Below are 19,706 nucleotides of genomic sequence, written 5' to 3'. Positions count from 1 at the left end.
CATGTGTGGCATTGTCGGTATTGTCAGTACTTCTAACGTCAATCAGATGCTTTATGACGCGTTGACCGTTCTACAGCACCGTGGCCAGGATGCGGCGGGTATTGTTACCTTCCAAGATGACCGTTTCTTTTTGCGTAAAGATAATGGTTTGGTTAGAGATGTATTCCACACGCGCCATATGCGACGTTTGGTGGGGAATGTGGGCATAGGGCATGTTCGGTACCCAACAGCAGGCAGCGCCAGTTCTGCCGAAGCTCAGCCGTTCTACGTCAATAGCCCCTACGGCATCACGCTTGCCCATAACGGCAATCTGACGAACGCTGACGAGTTGAGCAGTGATTTATTCCGCACAGACCTGCGCCACATCAACACCAATTCCGATTCGGAAGTGTTGTTGAACGTGTTTGCTCATGAGTTGCAGAAACTTGGAAAGCTGAACCCGACCAAGGACGAAATTTTTGCTGCCGTCCGCGCTGTTCATCAGCGTTGTCGTGGTGCGTATGGTGTTATTGCCATGATTACCGGATACGGCATTGTTGGTTTCCGTGATCCTAACGGTATTCGTCCAGCGTGTTACGGCGTTCGTGAAGCTGACAATGGCCAAAAAGAATACATGATTGCCTCCGAGAGCGTGGCTCTCAATGCTGCCGGCTTTACGCTGGTTCGGGATATTGAGCCCGGTGAAGCGGTTTATATCGAAACAGATGGCACGCTTTACTCCGAGCAGTGTGCGGAATCACCGAAACTTTACCCCTGTATTTTCGAACACGTGTATTTCGCCCGCCCTGATTCCATCATGGACGGTGTTTCTGTCTACAAAGCACGTCTGCGCATGGGTGAAGTGCTCGCAGATAAAGTGCTGCGCGAGCGCCCGAACCACGATATTGATGTCGTGATCCCGATTCCGGATACCAGTCGCACGTCTGCCATGCAAATGGCGTATCAGCTTGGCGTGAAATACCGTGAGGGCTTTATCAAGAACCGCTATATCGGCCGGACCTTTATCATGCCGGGTCAGAAAATGCGGAAAAAGTCGGTACGTCAGAAACTTAATCCTATCGATCTGGAATTTCGTGGCAAGAATGTCATGTTGGTAGATGATTCCATTGTTCGTGGTACCACTTGTAAAGAGATTGTTCAGATGGCTCGAGATGCGGGGGCCCGTAACGTTTATTTTGCATCCGCTGCGCCCCCGGTCCGGTATCCGAACGTCTACGGCATCGACATGCCGTCAGCTTCCGAATTGATTGCACATGACCGTACGGTTGAAGAGGTTGGTGAATTGATCGGTACCGATTGGCTGGTTTATCAGGAATTGGATGATCTGGTCACGTGCGTTAGCGATGTGAATGAAGCTATCGATGGTTGGGAGTGCTCTGTCTTCAGTGGTAATTACATCACCGGTGACATCGACAAAGAATATCTGACGCGTCTTGAAGATCGACGTAAAGATATCAGTACCGCTAATGAAAGTGTGTCGGACGTTGATTCCGATTCGGACTCTGATTCTGACTCAGATAACGACAACATTGACCTGCATAACGACGAAGACTGAGCACTGCCCAGTAACCAGGAGAATGCCATGAGCCACACGCGTGAAGAACACCTCTGGATTCCCGAATCCGATCTGGAAGGGATGTCCGTTGATACGCTGTCGGTCAGGGCAGGGCAGATTCGTACAGGACAACTGGAACACAGCGACGCGATTTTCCCAACGTCGAGCTTTGTCTATGGCAGTGCGGCTCAGGCCGCAGCTCGGTTTGGCGGTGAAGAGGCAGGCAATATCTACTCACGCTTCACTAACCCAACCGTTCAGGCGTTTGAAGGGCGTATTGCCGCGCTGGAAGGTGGCGAAAAGGCTGTCGCCACCGCTTCTGGTATGGCTGCGATTCTCAGTACGTGCATGTCGCTGTTGAAAACCGGTGATCATGTGGTCTGCTCCCGAGGTGTTTTCGGAACCACCAATGTACTGTTTCAGAAATACATGGCGCGGTTTGGCGTGGAAACAACATTTGTCGGGCTTACGGATGTTGAAGAATGGCAGGCGGTCATTCGCCCCGAAACGCGGATGCTGTTTATTGAAACGCCTTCCAACCCGTTGTGTGAAATAGCGGACGTAAGGGCATTGGCAAATTTGGCTCACAATAACGATGCGTTGCTGGTGGTTGACAACTGTTTCTGTACGCCAATTCTCCAACGACCTTTGGAGCTAGGTGCGGATTTGGTTATCCACTCCGCAACTAAGTATCTTGATGGTCAAGGGCGCTGTGTGGGCGGTGTGGTGGTTGGACCGGCCAAATATCTGGATGAAGTTTATGGCTTCATCCGTTCTGCCGGCCCTACCATGAGCCCGTTCAATGCGTGGGTATTCCAGAAAGGGCTCGAAACCTTACCGATTCGTATGCGAGCTCACTGCGACAATGCGTTAGAGTTGGCTAAGTGGTTGGAATCACAGCCCTCTGTGGAGAAAGTATTCTATGCGGGGCTCGAGAGTCATCCTCAACATGCATTGGCTAAACAGCAGCAAAGCGGTTTTGGTGGCATGGTGTCGTTTACGCTCAAGGGTAGCAGAGAGCAGGCGTGGCGTTTTATCGATGGTACGCGAATGATTTCAATTACTGCCAACTTGGGGGATGTGAAAACCACAATCACCCACCCGGCAACAACAACGCACGGGCGTTTGTCACCTGAAGATAAAGCAAAAGCAGGTATTACTGAAAATCTGATCCGGCTGTCAGTTGGCATTGAAGCCATTGATGACCTGAAAACCGATCTCGAAAGGGGTTTTCAGGCGCTGGAAGACTAAACTTACATACGGTTTGAGTATTCATGGCGGAATCCGCTAAAGCGAAGAAATCTGTACCAACGGAACTCACAGACAAGCAAAAGCGCTTTCGCCTCTTGATGGCCCAAGGTGCCCGTGAGGGGGCTGTGCTGGGCCTCATCGTGCTGTGTATCTACCTGGCAATGGCGCTTTTTACCTTTAGCCATTCAGACCCCGGCTGGGCCAGTATCGGTCATGAAACCAACGTAGAAAACTACGCCGGCCGCACTGGGGCCTGGTTGGCCAGCTTGTTAATGGACTTTTTTGGGCATGTCTCCTGGCTTTTCCCGGTTATGGTAGCCGGCTACGCCTTTATGCTTATTCGTTTGCGACACCAACCGCTGGATCTACACTGGCCGCTGTTCATGGTCCGTTTTGGCGGTTTCATTTTGATCCTCCTCTCTGCTACGAGTTTACTGTCTCTCTATTCTTTGTTTGGCTTGGGCATGTCCTCCGGTGGTGTCTTGGGCAAAGCCGTTTCCGAGGCGATGGTACGATTTTTCAACTTGCCAGCAACGACCCTGCTGCTGATTGCTATTTTCTTGTTCGCGCTCACGGTGACGATCGGGCTTTCGTGGTTTCGCTTGATGGATCGAGTGGGGGGCTTGACGCTCAAAGCTGCGTTGGCGGTGAGAGCGTACTTCAAACAGCAAACGGCTAAGTCGGGGCATTCAGAAAAATCCCAGTCAAGCGATGAACCAGTGCCGCCTGTGGTGCAAAGCCAAGCCAAGGCCCACGTGGCTGATGCCAAGTCAAATTCCATCCCGAAGATGCCTTGGTGGCGCCGGGTATTTGCGAAGAAAGATCGAGCAGACAAGTCGACTGCGGATACCCACTTGCAAAAGGTACGCAAGGAGCCGGAATTGGAGGGTCGTCCGACAACCGATTCCGAGCCATCCGAAGTGGAGAGCTTTAGTTCTCGGGATGTTGAACCTATCGCGCCAAAACCGACGCCCAAAAAATCCGAGAAGCCGCTAAGCCGAGCACTGAAAATTGCGCCCTTCAAAAAAGACGATCAGAGCGCCTCGGAGAAGAAAAAGGGTGCCAACAAACAAGGCTCGTTGCTTGAGGATATTGAAAGCCCGATTCCACCCATTACCTTACTTGATCCGCCCGAAGAGCATCAGGTAAGTGGTTATTCGGAAGAGTCGTTAGAGCACATGTCGCGCTTGCTGGAAGAGAAGCTGGCCGACTTTGGTGTGACCGTAGAGGTGGTTGAGGTCAATCCAGGGCCGGTTATCACCCGGTTTGAAATCAAACCCGCGGCGGGGGTTAAAGTGAGTAAGATCTCTAACCTCGCCAAAGACCTTGCGCGCTCGTTAGCCGTGTTGAGTGTGCGGGTGGTAGAAGTCATTCCGGGTAAGTCGGTGGTCGGTATTGAAATACCGAACGAAACCCGGGAAATGGTTCGCTTGAGCGAAGTGCTCGGCGCTCGCGTGTTTACCGAATCCTCATCGCCGATCACGTTGGCGTTGGGTAACGACATCGGTGGCAATCCGATGGTCGCCAATTTGGCGAAAATGCCGCATTTGTTGGTTGCTGGTACAACCGGTTCCGGTAAGTCGGTTGGCGTAAACGCGATGTTGCTGAGCATGCTGCTCAAAGCCGGTCCGGAAGACGTTCGCTTCATTATGGTTGACCCGAAGATGCTCGAGTTGAGTATCTACGATGGCATTCCGCATTTGTTGGCGCCCGTGGTCACAGATATGAAAGAAGCGGCCAATGCCCTGCGTTGGTGTGTGGCTGAAATGGAACGCCGATATCGCCTGATGGCGAGCTTAGGCGTGCGTAATTTGGCGGGCTACAACAAAAAGGTGAAAGATGCCCGGGCGGAGGGCGAGCCCCTCCTGGACCCGCTTTGGAAACCTGATGATCATCTTGCGAATGATGAGCAGGAGCGCCCGGAGTTGGAAACCTTGCCGTTCATCGTAGTGGTGATCGACGAATTTGCCGACATGATGATGATTGTTGGCAAGAAAGTTGAAGAACTGATTGCCCGAATTGCCCAAAAAGCCCGTGCCGCTGGTATCCATCTGATCTTGGCGACTCAACGGCCGTCGGTTGACGTTATTACCGGCTTGATCAAGGCCAATATTCCAACGCGGATCTCGTTTCAGGTTTCATCAAAAATCGACTCGAGAACCGTATTGGATCAGGGTGGGGCCGAACAGCTGCTGGGGCACGGTGATATGTTGTATTTGCCCCCCGGTTCTGGATTGCCTGTTCGTGTCCATGGGGCGTTTGTGGACGACGATGAAGTGCATCGAGTGGTTAGCGCGTGGAAGGCTCGAGGCGAGCCTGAATACGTCGACGACGTGCTCAGTGGTGCGGAAGGAGAGCATTTGCCCGGTGTGCCTACCTTGAGTGAAGGTGGTGGTGGCGATGAAGGCGACGCGCTGTTTGATGAAGCAGTTGCGTTTGTCACCGAAAACCGAAGGGTTTCAATATCCTCGGTTCAGCGTAAATTCAAAATTGGTTACAACCGCGCCGCCAACTTGGTGGATGCAATGGAAGCAGCGGGTGTGGTCAGTGCGGCGGGCCATAATGGTGCCAGAGAAGTTCTGGCACCGCCGGCCCCAAGAGACTAGGAGCGTTATTATGAGTCGATTTATATATTCCCTGATGGCGAGCATGTTGCTCATTTTTACGGCCGGTTTCAGTCATGCCGAGGAGTCTTCAGCAGGAGCTGCTGAGGAGCTTGCTTCAATCCTGCGCAGCTACGAAACCTATCAAGCTGACTTTATCCAAATTGTCGTCGGCGAAAACGGTGGCCGCGTTCAGGAAACCCGTGGCACTTTGAAAGCGAAGAGGCCCGGCTTGTTCTATTGGGAAACGGCTGCTCCTTTGTCGCAATTTATTGTAAGCGATGGAGAAACCGTTGAGGTCTACGATCCGGATCTCGAGCAAGTCACCATCCACAAGCTGGATGACCGTGTTCAAAGCACGCCGGCACTGTTACTGAGTGGTGAGGTCGATAATCTGGACGAAACCTATGAGGTCAGCCAGAGCCGAATCGGAGAACTGACTCAAGAGTTTACGCTGGTACCAAAAGGTGCCGACTCTTTATTTATTTCATTACGCCTGAGCTTTTTCGATGGCGAATTGCAAGAAATGAGAATGGAAGATTCGCTGGCTCAAATCAGTATCCTCAGCTTTGACTCTATTGAGCTGAACAAGAATGTTGATCAAAAAGCCTTCACGTTGGAATATCCCGAGGAGGTTGACGTTATTCGGGACGGTGCTTAATGCAGGATAGCCTGTTTCAGTCTGCGGCTGGGTTTCGCCCTCTGGCCGCCAGAATGCGGCCGACATCCCTCGCGGATTATGTCGGACAAGCCCATCTGGTCGGTGACGGTAAGCCGCTTCGCAAGGCTGTAGAGCAAGGTCAACTGCACTCGATGATCCTGTGGGGGCCACCCGGAGTCGGTAAAACAACCTTTGCTCAATTGCTTGCGAATGTGGGCGAGTTAACGTTTGAAACCTTGTCGGCGGTCCTCAGCGGTGTAAAAGAAATACGCGAAGTGGTCGATCGCGCAAAACATCGCAAACAAGCGCAAGGCCGTGACACGCTGCTTTTCGTGGATGAGGTCCACCGTTTCAACAAAAGCCAGCAGGATGCGTTCCTGCCTCACATCGAAGATGGCACCTTCATCTTTGTTGGGGCGACCACAGAAAACCCTTCTTTCGAACTCAACAGCGCTCTGTTGTCCCGTACCCGTGTTTACGTTCTTAAAAACCTTGAATCCGAGGATGTTCTGACTCTGCTTCAACGTGCACTTTCGAGCGAGGAAGGGTTTGCAGGATCGTTAAAGGTTGGGCCAGCTGTGCTGGAGACCATGGCGTCAGCGTCAGGGGGAGATGCCCGTCGGGCGTTAAATATCCTCGAAGTCGCTGCTGATTTGGCCGAGCCGGATGAGCAAGGTAACAACTCGATACTCTCGTCCACGCTTGAGCAAGTGCTGCAAACGAGCCTGCGCCGCTTCGATAAGGGCGGTGATGTTTTTTACGACCAGATTTCGGCGCTGCACAAGTCGATACGGGGGTCCAGCTCAGACGGTTCACTCTACTGGCTGTGCCGAATGCTCGATGGCGGCTGTGATCCGCTCTACATTGCTCGAAGGCTTGCCCGTATTGCTAGTGAAGACATAGGCAACGCAGACCCGAGGGCACTGCAAATTGCTTTACAGGCTTGGGACGCGCAGGAACGCTTAGGTTCGCCGGAAGGGGAGCTGGCTCTGGCTCAAGCCGCTACTTATTTGGCCATGGCGCCTAAAAGTAACGCCGTTTATGCCGCGTTCAATCAATGCATGGCCGATATTAAGAGCGATCCCGACTACGAGGTTCCCGTTCACCTGCGTAACGCACCCACCAAACTGCTTAAAAGCATGGGGCATGGCGAAGAATACCGTTATGCTCATGATGAACCCGATGCTTATGCAGCCGGCGAAAACTATTTTCCGGAAGGCATTCATCAGCGCCGGTACTACGAGCCGGTCATGCGAGGTTTAGAAATCAAGCTTGCGGAGAAGCGTCAGCGTCTGGATGCGCTCGACAAGCAAAGTACCACCAAACGCTATTGAAGCGCTCCGTCTGAATTTGCTCCGCTGCTCAGGTCAATGGTGGCCAGCAAACTCTCGGCGGGTATAATGTCCGTCTATTCACCCATTCGTTAACTGGATAATTCAGGAACACCATGCTCGATCCCAAACGTGTCCGTTCACAGACTGAAGAGATCGCCCGCCGGCTGGCCATTAAAAACTTTGAGCTCGATGTAGCGACTTTCGAGCAGCTGGAAGAGCGCCGCCGAGCCATTCAGGTTCGTACCGAGACCCTGCAGAGCGAGCAGAACAAACGTTCCAAGTCGATTGGTAAAGCCAAGGCAGCTGGTGAAGATATCAAGCCGCTGCTGGATGAGGTCGAGAATTTGAAACAACAGCGCGGCGAAGCGGAAGATGAGCTACGTTCCGTGCAAGAAGCGTTGAATGCGTTTTTCGCCGGTATTCCGAACGTGCCAGACGAAGACGTGCCTCGTGGAAAAAGCGAAGACGACAACGTAGAGACCCGCGTTTGGGGTACGCCTAAAGAGTTTGATTTTGAACCGAAAGATCACGTTGCCTTGGGTGAAGCCATTAACGGGCTCGATTTTGAAAAAGCGACGCATCTCGCCCATTCCCGTTTTGCGGTTATGCGTGGCTCATTGGCCAGGCTGCATAGGGCTTTAGCTCAGTTTATGCTCGATCTGCACACCAGCGAGCACGGTTACACCGAAACTTACGTCCCGTACTTGGTGAACGGAAACGCACTTTTCGGCACCGGCCAGTTGCCAAAGTTCGAAGAAGACCTGTTCCGCATGGAAGGCGATAATCCTTTGTACTTGATACCGACTGCGGAAGTGCCGGTCACCAACCTGGTGGCTGATAGCATTCTGGAAGATTCAGAATTGCCTCTACGTATGGTGGCTCATACGCCTTGCTTTCGAAGTGAGGCAGGATCCTACGGTCGAGACGTGCGTGGCATGATTCGCCAGCATCAGTTCGACAAAGTCGAGCTGGTACAGGTGGTTCGCCCAGACGAGTCCAGTGCGGCTTTGGAGCAACTGACCGGTCACGCGGAAAAGGTTTTGCAGTTGTTGGAATTGCCGTATCGCATGGTCACCCTGTGCGGTGGTGATATGGGCTTCTCTGCCGTTAAGACCTATGACCTTGAGGTATGGCTTCCGGGCCAAGGCAAGTACCGTGAAATTTCCTCTTGCTCTAATACACGAGATTTCCAGGCGCGCCGGATGCAGGCTCGCTGGCGTAACCCGGAAACCGGCAAGCCAGAGCCGGTGCATACACTGAACGGATCAGGCTTGGCGGTTGGCCGGGCCATGATTGCGGTTATGGAAAACTATCAGCAGGCTGACGGAAGCATTGTTGTGCCTGAGGTTTTGAAACCCTATATGGGAGGGGTTGAGCGCATCCAATGAGCCGACAAACCGAGGTTCCAGGGAAAGGTGTGAAGGTTGGAGCGGGCCCAGTCCGTTTCAAACCGAATCCGGTTACGGATAACCCGAATAATTCCGCCGGTGAGGTTGCTCTTGTCGGGGCCGGCCCGGGTGATCCTGAGTTGTTAACCCTTAAGGCCTGGCGACTGATTCAGGCGGCTGAAGTGGTACTCCACGACAGCTTGGTTTCACCGGAGATCATGGCGCTCATTCCAGAACAAACTGAAAAGATTCACGTTGGTAAGCAGCGAGCCAACCACACGCTTCCGCAGGATCAGATCAATCAACGTTTGGTCGATTTGGCGAGAGAGGGTTACCGGGTTGTACGGTTAAAAGGGGGGGACCCTTTTATATTCGGCCGTGGCGGTGAGGAAATTGAAACCTTGGCAGCGGCCGGTATTCGTTTTCAAGTGGTTCCGGGCATCACCGCGGCATCAGGCTGCGCTGCCTATTCGGGTATACCGCTTACGCATCGGGATCACGCTCAATCGGTACGTTTTATTACCGGTCATCTAAAAAATGATACCTGCAACTTGCCATGGTCGGATTTTGTCCAGAATAACCAAACACTTGTGTTTTATATGGGATTGGTTGGGCTGCCGATTATTTGCCGTGAATTGATCGCTCACGGTATGGATTCCAGTGTGCCAGTTGCATTGGTATCCAAGGGTACAACACCAGAGCAAGTGGTGGTGACGGGTACTTTAGACACCATTGTCGAGGTAGTTAAAAGCAGTGGGGTGCAGGCTCCAACCATCGTGATCATCGGTCACGTGGTTAGTTTAAGAGGGAAGTTGGACTGGCTGGGGTGTGAGTCGGTTAACTGAGAACTCGAATGATCGCTGAACAATAAGGCCCGGAGCAATTTAAACGCCGGGCCTTATTCGTTTTACTTACCGCGTTTAGGCAATACATCTTTCAGCTTTTCGCGCATTTCACGAACCGCCTTTTCTGTTGTTTCCCAATCAATACACGCGTCCGTGATGGATACGCCGTATTTCAGGTCTTCGAGCTTCTCGGGAATAGACTGATTGCCCCAGTTGATGTTGCTTTCCACCATCAAGCTTTGAATAGACTCGTTGCCTTCAATAATCTGGCGAGTAACGTCTTGCATGACCAATGGCTGGATGCCAGGGTCTTTGTTCGAGTTCGCGTGACTGCAATCCACCATAATGGATTGGCGAAGTTTTGCTTTGTCCAACGCTCGCTCGCACAAGGCAACATTCACTGAGTCGTAGTTTGGCTTGCCACCGCCACCACGCAATACCACGTGCCCGTAGTTATTTCCCTTTGTGCGAATGATGGCGCCTCGACCCTGCTGGTCAATGCCTAAAAAGCTGTGAGGGTGTGAAACCGAATTCATAGCATTCACCGCCACATCCAGATTGCCGTCGGTGCCGTTTTTGAAGCCGATGGCCATGGACAGTCCGCTGCTCATTTCACGGTGTGTTTGAGACTCAGTGGTACGTGCGCCAATCGCCGACCAGGCAATGGTGTCTTGCAGATACTGGGGAGAGATCGGGTCAAGCGCTTCAGTGGCGGCTGGCAGGCCCATTTCGTTGATGTCGAGTAGCAAGCGGCGGCCGATATGCAGGCCTTGCTCAATATCGAATGTGTCATTCAAGTGCGGGTCGTTGATAAGGCCTTTCCAGCCGACGGTGGTGCGGGGCTTTTCAAAATATACGCGCATCACAATAAGAAGCGTGTCGCTAACTTCATCCGCCAGTTTTTTAAGACGGCTGGCGTATTCCCTTGCCGCTTCGGGATCGTGTATGGAACAGGGCCCAACAACGATAAATAACCGTTTATCCTTGCCATCCATGATGTCGTAAATAGCCTGACGGCCTGATGCAACGGTATCTGCAGCCTTATCCGATAATGGCAGTTTTGCTTTTAAGGCTTCAGGAGTAATTAGTTGTTCCTGGCTGGCCACGTTCAGATTTTCCAGTTTCTTGCCCGACATCTTGTTGTAGTTCCCCGACTCAAATCGTTACGTCACCGAAACAAGGCCGTGTTGCTTTGCCCGGTGATTGAAGATAAACACGAACGGCGCCGGTACACGGTTGCAGCAAACCCCGGCGAGTTGGTTATACTGCGTTATTTGAAGGTCCATTTCAACGATTCCAGACAACAGGCACCGGATGTCCACTAAGGCAAAGCAGCCACAAGCAGAACCCATTTCCCGCAAAAAGGTTGCTGCCCGAATCAATCAGGTTCTCATCGGTATTCGTGTTCCGGACCTGCCATATCCTTCCGGTAATGCATCGTCGGAGGTCCTACCTGATTGGCGACCGTTGCTTCAGTCTTGCTGGTCGGAGCAGCGGGACGAGCGTGTCACCCATGTTTTGCGATCAGTGCAGATCGTTTGGAGCGTTCGACAGGTGAATGCTGCGTATTTGGCTGATCGCATCATGGATGTGTTTCTGAATACCAGTGGGCTTCATGCATCGTTGGTCAGTCGCATTGCGCGACTTCGATTTTGGTTTGCGTGGCGTCTCGGTGAAGAGGGTGGCGAAGGTTTTCCATTGGTGGTGTTGGATTGGCTCGACCATCTTCAGGAATGGCGTGGATGGAGCGACACCGGCGGTCGCTCGTCTCGAGTTTTACTGGAACTGCTCGATAGCTTGGTTGTCGCCTTTGCCGCAAGCTTTGAGCAGCAGTCCATTGAACCCGTAGAAATCTATTGCAACCAGTGGCTCAACGACAGTCTGAAACGGCGTGGTCAGGCCGATAAACTTCGTCAGCGGTTGTATGAAACAGAGCAGGGACTGTCGCGCCAACGCCACGCGGAGCAACTGTCGAAGGCGCTGGTTGGGCGAGCGCTGAAAGGGCGTCAGATGCCAGCTGTTATTTCAGCATTTGTTCGTCACGATTGGCTTTCGGTTCTTAAACAAAGTGTGTTGTCCGGCGGCGAAGAAAACGAGCTGTATCGTCACGCGAATAAGATTCTTGAATGGCTGGTATGGGCGGTCGACCCCGCGTTGTCTGATCGTGATCGGAGTAAGCTGTATCGAGTGGGTGAACAGCTTGGAGATCTCGTCCATGATGTATGGCGCCGTGCGATGGGGCGAGACATACCCGTGGCAAAAATTGATGCGATTAATGCGGTGATTGTTGACCGTATCAAAGGCGGGACCATAGATCTGGAACCGGCTTTACGGGCGAACGACGACTTCAGCTTTAAGCTCGAATGGCTTGACCGGAAAGCCTTGGCCGCCAGTGATGCTCAGCCGTATCTAGAACATTGGTTCGTTAAAGGTGAGGGTGTCGATGAGCAACGGTGTTTTTTCTTTACGTTATTGCCGGGCAGCCAAGAGATCGTTTGGACAAATGACTCGGGTGTTAAACTCGGGTTGCAAGATTGGTCTGAGTTTAAGCGCGAGCTCAATGCGCAAACGCTGCGGTTGTTACCCGATCTGAAACCGTTTGGAGAGGTGTTGGCCGAAACCTTGTTGCTGTTGGTGAAGGTTTGTGAGAAGCAACAAAAGCAACGAGAGGCAGCAGCTCGGGACGTTCGCGCGCGAGCTGATACATTGCGCCGTGAAAAAGAAGAGGCGCAGCGCGTGGCCGCCGAGCAACAAGCCGCCGATGACGCCATGCTTGAACGGCTGCGCGCTGAGGCCGAACAGCAGAGAGTGGCTGATGAAAAGTTGGAGTCCGAAAGGCGATTGCATGAAGCTGAAACGAAAGCCGCTCGCGAAATCGATCAGCTTGGGCTCGAAGGTTGGATTGTTCTTGAGCATGAGCAGGAGAGCGGCACTCCGCTACGCCTGAAGCTGGCCGTTAAAATAGCGGCGACGGGTAAGTTCGTTTTCGTCGACCGTTTGGGGCTTAACCGGCATCAGTTCATGAAGGATGAATTGGTATCAGGCATCGTCGGTGGCACCATTAAAATTCTCGGGGGCGGCGCGGCTTTTGACGATACGCTCAGTCGTGTCGTTGGCAGAATTCGAGGTAGCCGGAATGAAGGGGGTTTGTGATGGACAAAGACTACCACTTTGGACAGGAAGTTGCGGTTCCGGATGGCGCCGAAAAACGCGAAGATTACCGGTTGTCAGCTCGGGCTACTGTCCGGTTGCATGTCGAATCCGCAGAGCCGAGTGTGCTGGGTGGGGCGTCGTTTGAGGGTTCTGTGCGAACCTGCGAAGTTCGGGATCTCTCCGCAAGCGGGATGAGTTTGGTGACCAGTGAGGTGCTGCGCATAGGCTCATTGCTTACCGCAGAAGTCCAGCTGTCGGGCCGGCACGAATCCTTAAAGCTTACGGTTGAAGTGGTCTGGCAGAAAGCGGAAGGCGCTCACTATTTGAATGGTGTGCGGGTGGTTGATTCGGATGAGACGGATTATTTACGCTGGCTTGAAGCCGTTGCGGATGCTTTCTCGAGATCAGAATGAATAAAGCCGGCATACGCCGGCTTTATTCAGAAAGAATGAGCTGCGGACGAGCCGTTAGTCTTCAAGTTCGCCCATACCGGTGATGTTGAAACCACCGTCAACGTAAAGAATCTCACCTGTGATACCGGATGCCAGGTTCGAACTCATGAACGCAGCGGCGTTGCCCACTTCTTCGGTGGTCACGTTACGGCGAAGGGGCGCGCGTCTCGCGTTCTCTGCCAGCATGCGGCGGAAACTCTTGATGCCAGAAGCGGCCAGAGTCTTGATCGGGCCTGCAGAGATACCGTTCACACGAATGCCTTCTTTGCCCAAGCTAGCGGCCATGTACCGAACGTTGGCCTCCAGAGAGGCTTTGGCTAGACCCATCACGTTGTAGTTCTGCAGCACTTTCTCTGCGCCCAGGTAGCTCAGGGTCAGCAGGCTGCTACCTTCGTGCATCATTTTACGGGCACCCTTCGCCAGGGCGACAAAGCTGTAAGAGCTGATGTCGTGGGCGATGCGGAAACCATCTCGGGTGGTTACATCCACGTAATTGCCATCCAGCTCATGACCGGGCGCGAAGCCAACGGCGTGAATGATGATGTCGATGTTTTCCCAGTGCTTGCCCAGCTCAGTGAATACGTTCTCGATTTCTTCATCGCTGGCTACGTCGCAGGGGATGGTGATGTTGCTTCCCCACTGGTCGGCAAACTTCTCGACGCGAGACTGAAGTTTCTCGTTCTGATACGTGAAAGCCAGTTCTGCACCTTCGCGAGCGAAAGCTTCGGCGATGCCATAAGCAATGGAATGTTTACTGGCCACACCAACAATCAGTGCTTTTTTACCACTGAGAATACCCATGGGTATCAACTCCCTATGTTCCTTGATTTTGGCGCATTATCCCCGACACGAGTCGAAGGGGGTAATGTCAATTGGTCGTAGTGCTGTAGAAAAACGCCGCGTTAAGCAGCTCCTTGGTATAGGTTTCTTGGGGCGAGCGAAAGATAGCCTCCGCATCGCCGTATTCGACAATCTCACCGTGTTGCAGCACCAGCAGTTTATGGCTAAGTGCACGGACGACACTCAAGTCGTGGCTTATAAAAATATAGCTTAGCCCATACTGAGCCTGAAGTTCTTGCAGAAGCTCAATTACTTGCTTTTGGACTGTGCGATCGAGCGCCGATGTCGGTTCGTCCAGAATAATAACATCCGGCTGCAAAACCAGCGCCCGGGCTATAGCAATGCGTTGGCGCTGTCCGCCTGAAAATTCGTGGGGGTACCGATGGCGTGCGTCGAGGTCGAGCCCGACATCCTTCAACGCCTGAATAACCTTGGCATCGTGTCGTTCGGTATTGTCTTTGTCATGAATCTGGAGCCCTTCTTTAATGATTTCGGCCACTGACATCCGAGGGCTCAAGCTGCCAAAAGGATCCTGAAACACAATCTGTATGCGTCGACGCCAAGGCCGAAACTGTTTCTGCGACAAAGGCGATAAATCGGTGCCGTCGAGCCGAATGGAACCCGTGCTGCCCGTTAGTTTGAGTAGGGCATGGCCGATGGTGGTTTTGCCACTGCCGCTTTCCCCAACAATGCCCAGGGTTTCTCCGCGGCCTAGCTGCAGACTCACGTCTTTCACCGCGTGGAAGCTATCGGTGACTTTGCCCAGCAAACTTTTTTTAAGCGTGAAGGAAACGTTTAGCGCCTCGACATCGAGTAAAGGATTCGGCTTTGCCTGACGAACCACTGGATGTCTGGGAGGCTCCGCATCAATCAATGTACGGGTATAAACATGCTCTGGCGAGGTGAATAAACGTTTGGTTTCCGCTTCTTCAACCTTATTGCCTTTTTCCATCACCAATACTCGGTCGGCATACCGTCTGACAAGGCTAAGATCATGGGTAATCAGCAGCATCGCCATGCCGAGCTTTTTCTGAAGCGATTTCAGAAGTTCCAAGACCTGCTTCTGAACCGTTACATCTAAAGCGGTAGTGGGTTCATCAGCGATCAGCAATTTCGGTTCGTTTGCCAGGGCCATGGCAATCATCACCCGTTGTTTTTGGCCTCCGGACAACTGGTGTGGGTAGCTTGCCAAGCGCTGTTCCGGGTTAGGGATGCCTACCAGCTCAAGCAATTCGACACAGCGTGCATGAGCTTGTGGCCCTCGCATGCCGAGATGAATCTGAAGAGTTTCTGAAATCTGTTTCTCAACGGTGTGCAGCGGATTGAGAGAGGTCATCGGTTCCTGAAAAATCATACTGATTTTCCGACCCCGAATGGTTTTCATGACCTTTTCGGAAGCCTCAAGAACATTCGTATCTTGAAACAGAATCCTGCCAGAAGGGTAGCTCGCGTGCCGTTCGTCCAGCAGACGGAGCACCGAAAGTGCCGAAATCGATTTGCCTGAACCGCTTTCACCGACGACCGCCAACGTCTCGCCTGGGCCAATCGATAGCGAAAGGTTATGCACGGCGAGAGGGCCGTTATCAAACTGAATGGATAGATCCGAGATGTTTAACAAGTCGCTCATATCAATTCTTTCTTGGGTCAAAGGCATCACGAACGGCTTCTCCGGTAAAAACCAGTAGGGTCAGCATGAGTGACAAGGAGACAAAGGCCGAGATGCCTAGCCAAGGCGCGTGTAGATTGGCTTTGCCTTGGGCAATCAGTTCACCGAGGGAGGGCGAGCCCGAGGGCAGGCCGAAACCCAGGAAATCGAGTGAGGTCAGGCTGGTAATGGCACCCGCGAGGATAAACGGCAAAAAGGTTAGGGTGGCCACCATGGCATTCGGCAGTACATGGCGGAACATGATGTGCCGATTCTCCAGCCCCAACGCTCTTGCCGCTCTGACATATTCAAAATTCCGCGCCCTTAGAAATTCAGCCCGAACCACGTCCACAAGCCCCATCCAGCTGAACAGCAGCATAATGCCCAGAAGCCACCAGAAATTCGGCTGAACAATGGCTGAAAGGATGATCAACAAGTAAAGCATGGGCAGCCCGGACCAGATTTCCAGAAAACGTTGGCCCAGCAGGTCGATCTTGCCGCCGTAATAGCCCTGAATAGCTCCAACCGCAACTCCGATAAGGCAGCTAACCAGCGTCAACGTCAGTCCGAACACCACAGAAATTCTAAACCCATAAATAACTCTGGCGGCCACATCCCGGCCTTGATCATCTGTGCCCAGCCAGTTGATGGCGCTGGGGGGAGCTGGGGATGGCACATCCAGTTCGTAATTGATGGTGTTGTAGCTAAAACGGATTGGCGGCCAGAGCATCCAGCCATTGGCATTGATCTCGCCCGCAATAAAGCTGTCACGGTAGTCGGTTTCGGTTGGCAGAAACCCGCCGAACGTTTCCTCCGGAATGGTCTGGGTGACCGGGAAATACCAATCGCCGTTGTAAGACACTACTAAGGGCTTGTCGTTAGCAATAAGTTCGGCGCAGAGGCTGAGTCCGAATATCAGCAAAAACAGCCAAAGAGACCAATACCCACGGCGGTTATTGCGAAAATTGCGTATCCGGCGCTGCTGGATAGGGGAGAGTTTTGTCACGGTTACGCGCCCTCCCGGCTTTCAAAGTCGATACGCGGGTCTACCAGTACATAGGTGATGTCGCTGATGAGTTTTAGCAGAAGGCCCATCAGCGTGAAGATGTACAGGGTGCCGAAGATAACCGGGTAATCCCGGTTCAGCGCGGCTTCAAAACCGAGCAAGCCTAGGCCATCGAGAGAGAAAATAACCTCGATCAGTAGTGAGCCCGTGAAGAACAAAGAGACAAGCACGCCGGGCAAGCTGGCGATAACAATTAACATGGCGTTGCGAAACACATGGCCGTAAAGAACTTGTTTTTCGTCCAGCCCCTTTGCACGGGCGGTGACCACGTACTGTTTGCCGATTTCATCAAGAAACGAGTTTTTGGTCAGTAAGGTCAGGGTGGCAAAACCACCGATGACGTTGGCTGTAACCGGTAGCGCTAAGTGCCAGAAATAGTCGGCGACTTTCTGGTACCACGTCATGGTGTCAAAGTCGGGCGAGGTCAGACCCCGTAGAGGGAACCAGTCGAAATAGCTACCGCCGGCAAACAGGACAATCAACAGAATCGCAAACAGAAACCCCGGAATAGCATAACCGACAACGATGGCTGAACTGCTCCAGACATCGAACCGGGAGCCGTCTTTAACGGCTTTACGAATGCCCAGAGGAATGGATATCAGATAAATTACCAGTGTGGACCAGAGGCCTAGAGAGATCGAAACTGGCATTTTATCGATGATCAGTTCGACGACGGAGCGGTCGCGAAAGAAGGAATCACCGAAGTCAAAAGTGGCGTAATCTTTAAGCATTCCCAGAAAGCGTTCGTGTGCCGGTTTGTCGAAGCCGTATCGGGCTTCCATTTCAGAGAGGAGCTCGGGAGGCAGGCCACGGGCTCCTCGGCTTTCGCCCGAAGCAGTGGATACTTCTCCGCCCATGTCGCCGCCACCGGCTCTGGCCAGCGTACTGCCACCCAGCCCTTCCATTTCAGCAATCAGTTGCTCAATGGGCCCTCCGGGCGCAGCCTGCACGATGATGAAGTTGAGCAGCATTATTCCGATCAGGGTCGGAATAATCAGCGCCAATCGACGAAGTATGTATGTGCCCATCTAGGGATGGAATCCTTTCATGACGGCTTGGTTCATGGGGGCCGCTTAGCGGCCGACCCACCAGTTGTTAAGATCGATGCCACTTTTAGGGGTAACGCCGGGCCGGTCAAGATGGTTCCAATAGGCGACTCTGTCTTTGCTCAGGTGCCAGTGAGGAATCACGTAATGGCCATGCAGAAGTACATGATCCAGCGCGCGAACCCGATGCACTAGCTCGTCTCGGTCCGGTGCTTGAATCACCCTATCAATCAATTCATCGACTACTGGGTCGTTCACGCCAATGGTATTGCGGGATCCTTCCACAGCAACGTTAACGGAATGCCAGTAATCCCTCTGTTCGTTACCCGGCGAATCGGATTGAGGTAACACCTGAGTGATCATATCGAAGTCAAAACTACGGACGCGGCGAATGTACTGGCTGGTATCGACTAGGCGTACAGTCACATCTATACCCAGTTTTTTCAGGTTCTGGGTGAAGGGCAGTACCACACGCTCGAAGCTCTTTTGCGCCAGCAGGATTTCGAACGTCAGAGGCTTGCCGGTTTCTTTGTGAACCATTTTCCCGCCTTGAATGCCGTAGCCAGCTTCGCTCAGCAGTTTCAGCGCTTGCTTCAGGTTGTCACGCATACTGCGGGATTTACCTGTGTCAGGTGGGGTATATACTTTGTTGAAAACGTCCGGACTGAGTTTCGAACGGAAGGGCTCAAGGATTTCCAGTGTGCGCCCGGACGGCAGGCCATTAGCGGCGAGTTCACTATTCTCGAAAAAGCTATCTGTTCGGCTGTACTGACCATAAAACAGGTTTTGGTTTGCCCATTCGTAATCGAATCCGTACGCCAGGGCTTCGCGAACTTTAGGGTCTTTGAAAACCGCGTTACGGGTGTTGAAGATAAACCCCTGCATACCGGTTGGACGGTGGTGTTCTATTGCAGCTTTGGTTATCGAGCCGTTGTCGAACGGCTTGCCGGTGTAGGCCGTTGCCCAGTTTTTCGCTGAGGTTTCTTGTCGGAAATCGAAATTGCCGGCTTTGAAGGATTCCAGTGCAACCGTATCGTCACTGTAGTATTCGTAGGTGATTTTGTTGAAATTAAAGCGCCCTTTACGAACAGGAAGCTCAACTGCCCAGTAATCGGGGACACGTTCGAAAGTCAGGGCCCGGCCGGCGTCGAAGGACGCAATGCGATAAGGTCCACTGCCCACCGGCACGTTTAGACCATTGCCTTCAAACTCCCGATCTTGCCAGTAGTGTTCCGGTAGAATCGGCATTTGGCCGATAATCAAGGGCAGCTCGCGGTTCTCTGTCTCACCGAAATCGAAACGAACGCGATGATCGTCTTCTACTGAGACACTTTGGATATCGGAGTAGTAATTACGGTAAAAGGGATGGCCTTCCGTGGTCAGGATCCGGAAGGAAAACGCCACGTCTTCAGCGGTAATCGGTTCTCCGTCCTGGAAACGGGCTTCTTCCCGCAGGTTGAAAATCACATAGCTTCGATCCGCGGGTACTTCCAGACTCTCTGCGATCAACCCATACGCGGAGAAGGGTTCGTCATCGGAGGCCACCATCAGAGTATCGTAGACGTAGGTACTGATGCCGGCTGCGGCAACACCCCGAACAACAAACGGATTAAAACTGTCGAAACCGTTTGCGACGGCGCTCAGTTTGAGATGACCGCCTTTTGGGGCTGCCGGATTCACATAGTCAAAATGATCGAAATCCGAGGGGTATTTCACTTCCCCGTGCATGGCAATCCCGTGCACCGGGGAAAGCATCTCCGGGGGCTGACTGTCTGCGTATGAAACAAAAGAAGTGACCACTAAGGCCAGCGACGTAACCAGTCCTGTCAGACTCGGTGCTTTACGTATTTTTGTCATAGTTCTCGCA

15 protein-coding genes are annotated in these 19,706 nt (G+C 52.7%); 9 read left to right on the top strand and 6 right to left on the bottom strand.

The window, feature by feature from the left end; translation table 11 throughout:
* Position 1 precedes the first annotated feature (1 nt).
* The 7 genes from purF to cobA all read left to right on the top strand — a co-directional run bounded on the left by purF (position 2) and on the right by cobA (position 9,637).
* Positions 2-1,555 carry an amidophosphoribosyltransferase gene (purF, locus tag K5L82_RS05400; protein WP_133005635.1) on the top strand — a complete coding sequence of 518 codons (1,554 nt, stop codon included), beginning with the start codon at positions 2-4 and terminating at the stop codon, positions 1,553-1,555.
* A gap of 27 nt (positions 1,556-1,582) precedes the next feature.
* Positions 1,583-2,806 carry an O-succinylhomoserine sulfhydrylase gene (locus K5L82_RS05395; RefSeq protein WP_133005634.1) on the top strand — a complete coding sequence of 408 codons (1,224 nt, stop codon included), beginning with the start codon at positions 1,583-1,585 and terminating at the stop codon, positions 2,804-2,806.
* Positions 2,807-2,829: 23 nt separating this feature from the next.
* Entirely contained in the window at positions 2,830-5,412 is a 2,583-nt protein-coding gene (locus K5L82_RS05390) for a DNA translocase FtsK (protein WP_223133458.1), read from the top strand.
* A gap of 43 nt (positions 5,413-5,455) precedes the next feature.
* Positions 5,456-6,070: an outer membrane lipoprotein chaperone LolA gene (gene lolA / locus K5L82_RS05385; RefSeq protein WP_228259089.1), complete on the top strand. Its 615-nt coding sequence runs from the start codon at positions 5,456-5,458 to the stop codon at positions 6,068-6,070.
* Positions 6,070-7,404, top strand: coding sequence for a replication-associated recombination protein A (locus tag K5L82_RS05380; RefSeq protein ID WP_223133457.1), 1,335 nt, complete (start codon positions 6,070-6,072; stop codon positions 7,402-7,404). Before lolA ends, K5L82_RS05380 begins: the two co-directional genes overlap by 1 nt.
* A gap of 113 nt (positions 7,405-7,517) precedes the next feature.
* Positions 7,518-8,792 carry a serine--tRNA ligase gene (serS, locus tag K5L82_RS05375; RefSeq protein ID WP_133005630.1) on the top strand — a complete coding sequence of 425 codons (1,275 nt, stop codon included), beginning with the start codon at positions 7,518-7,520 and terminating at the stop codon, positions 8,790-8,792.
* Entirely contained in the window at positions 8,789-9,637 is an 849-nt protein-coding gene (gene cobA, locus K5L82_RS05370; protein ID WP_223133456.1) for a uroporphyrinogen-III C-methyltransferase, read from the top strand. Before serS ends, cobA begins: the two co-directional genes overlap by 4 nt.
* Before the next feature lie 62 nt (positions 9,638-9,699).
* Here the strand turns inward: cobA and K5L82_RS05365 are convergent, their stop codons facing one another.
* Positions 9,700-10,773: a 3-deoxy-7-phosphoheptulonate synthase gene (locus K5L82_RS05365; protein ID WP_223133455.1), complete on the bottom strand. Its 1,074-nt coding sequence runs from the start codon at positions 10,771-10,773 to the stop codon at positions 9,700-9,702.
* 178 nt (positions 10,774-10,951) lie between these two features.
* Here K5L82_RS05365 and K5L82_RS05360 point away from each other — a divergent pair, with 178 nt between their 5' ends.
* Positions 10,952-12,790, top strand: a complete 1,839-nt coding sequence (locus tag K5L82_RS05360) for a DUF1631 family protein (RefSeq protein ID WP_223133454.1) — start codon at positions 10,952-10,954, stop codon at positions 12,788-12,790.
* The gene (locus tag K5L82_RS05355; protein ID WP_228259052.1) at positions 12,790-13,203 is read left to right on the top strand and encodes a PilZ domain-containing protein; all 414 of its coding nucleotides are present in this window, start codon (positions 12,790-12,792) and stop codon (positions 13,201-13,203) included. Before K5L82_RS05360 ends, K5L82_RS05355 begins: the two co-directional genes overlap by 1 nt.
* A gap of 54 nt (positions 13,204-13,257) precedes the next feature.
* On the opposite strand, the gene K5L82_RS05350 is transcribed toward K5L82_RS05355, so the two are convergent.
* The 5 genes from K5L82_RS05350 to K5L82_RS05330 form a co-directional block, all read right to left on the bottom strand.
* Positions 13,258-14,043, bottom strand: coding sequence for an enoyl-ACP reductase (locus K5L82_RS05350; protein WP_133005625.1), 786 nt, complete (start codon positions 14,041-14,043; stop codon positions 13,258-13,260).
* Positions 14,044-14,110: 67 nt separating this feature from the next.
* Complete coding sequence (locus K5L82_RS05345; RefSeq protein WP_223133453.1) at positions 14,111-15,709, bottom strand: ABC transporter ATP-binding protein; 1,599 nt, start codon at positions 15,707-15,709, stop codon at positions 14,111-14,113.
* Position 15,710: 1 nt separating this feature from the next.
* Positions 15,711-16,733: an ABC transporter permease gene (locus K5L82_RS05340; RefSeq protein ID WP_223133452.1), complete on the bottom strand. Its 1,023-nt coding sequence runs from the start codon at positions 16,731-16,733 to the stop codon at positions 15,711-15,713.
* Between the two features lie 2 nt (positions 16,734-16,735).
* Positions 16,736-17,821, bottom strand: coding sequence for a microcin C ABC transporter permease YejB (locus K5L82_RS05335; RefSeq protein ID WP_223133451.1), 1,086 nt, complete (start codon positions 17,819-17,821; stop codon positions 16,736-16,738).
* A gap of 45 nt (positions 17,822-17,866) precedes the next feature.
* Positions 17,867-19,696, bottom strand: a complete 1,830-nt coding sequence (locus K5L82_RS05330; protein ID WP_223133450.1) for an extracellular solute-binding protein — start codon at positions 19,694-19,696, stop codon at positions 17,867-17,869.
* Positions 19,697-19,706: the final 10 nt, after the last annotated feature.

This window comes from Marinobacter sp. AL4B, assembly GCF_019916045.1.
GTDB lineage: Bacteria > Pseudomonadota > Gammaproteobacteria > Pseudomonadales > Oleiphilaceae > Marinobacter.
This window is presented reverse-complemented; position numbering and strand designations above follow the sequence as displayed.

Excerpts from the sequence above, each read along its gene's own strand:
- K5L82_RS05355 (WP_228259052.1), top strand. The coding sequence starts at position 12,790 with ATGGACAAAGACTACCACTTTGGACAGGAAGTTGCGGTTCCGGATGGC.
- K5L82_RS05350 (WP_133005625.1), bottom strand. The coding sequence starts at position 14,043 with ATGGGTATTCTCAGTGGTAAAAAAGCACTGATTGTTGGTGTGGCCAGT.
- serS (WP_133005630.1), top strand. The coding sequence starts at position 7,518 with ATGCTCGATCCCAAACGTGTCCGTTCACAGACTGAAGAGATCGCCCGC.
- K5L82_RS05345 (WP_223133453.1), bottom strand. The coding sequence starts at position 15,709 with ATGAGCGACTTGTTAAACATCTCGGATCTATCCATTCAGTTTGATAAC.
- cobA (WP_223133456.1), top strand. The coding sequence starts at position 8,789 with ATGAGCCGACAAACCGAGGTTCCAGGGAAAGGTGTGAAGGTTGGAGCG.
- K5L82_RS05380 (WP_223133457.1), top strand. The coding sequence starts at position 6,070 with ATGCAGGATAGCCTGTTTCAGTCTGCGGCTGGGTTTCGCCCTCTGGCC.
- purF (WP_133005635.1), top strand. The coding sequence starts at position 2 with ATGTGTGGCATTGTCGGTATTGTCAGTACTTCTAACGTCAATCAGATG.
- lolA (WP_228259089.1), top strand. The coding sequence starts at position 5,456 with ATGTTGCTCATTTTTACGGCCGGTTTCAGTCATGCCGAGGAGTCTTCA.
- K5L82_RS05390 (WP_223133458.1), top strand. The coding sequence starts at position 2,830 with ATGGCGGAATCCGCTAAAGCGAAGAAATCTGTACCAACGGAACTCACA.
- K5L82_RS05365 (WP_223133455.1), bottom strand. The coding sequence starts at position 10,773 with ATGTCGGGCAAGAAACTGGAAAATCTGAACGTGGCCAGCCAGGAACAA.
- K5L82_RS05360 (WP_223133454.1), top strand. The coding sequence starts at position 10,952 with ATGTCCACTAAGGCAAAGCAGCCACAAGCAGAACCCATTTCCCGCAAA.
- K5L82_RS05335 (WP_223133451.1), bottom strand. The coding sequence starts at position 17,821 with ATGGGCACATACATACTTCGTCGATTGGCGCTGATTATTCCGACCCTG.
- K5L82_RS05395 (WP_133005634.1), top strand. The coding sequence starts at position 1,583 with ATGAGCCACACGCGTGAAGAACACCTCTGGATTCCCGAATCCGATCTG.
- K5L82_RS05330 (WP_223133450.1), bottom strand. The coding sequence starts at position 19,696 with ATGACAAAAATACGTAAAGCACCGAGTCTGACAGGACTGGTTACGTCG.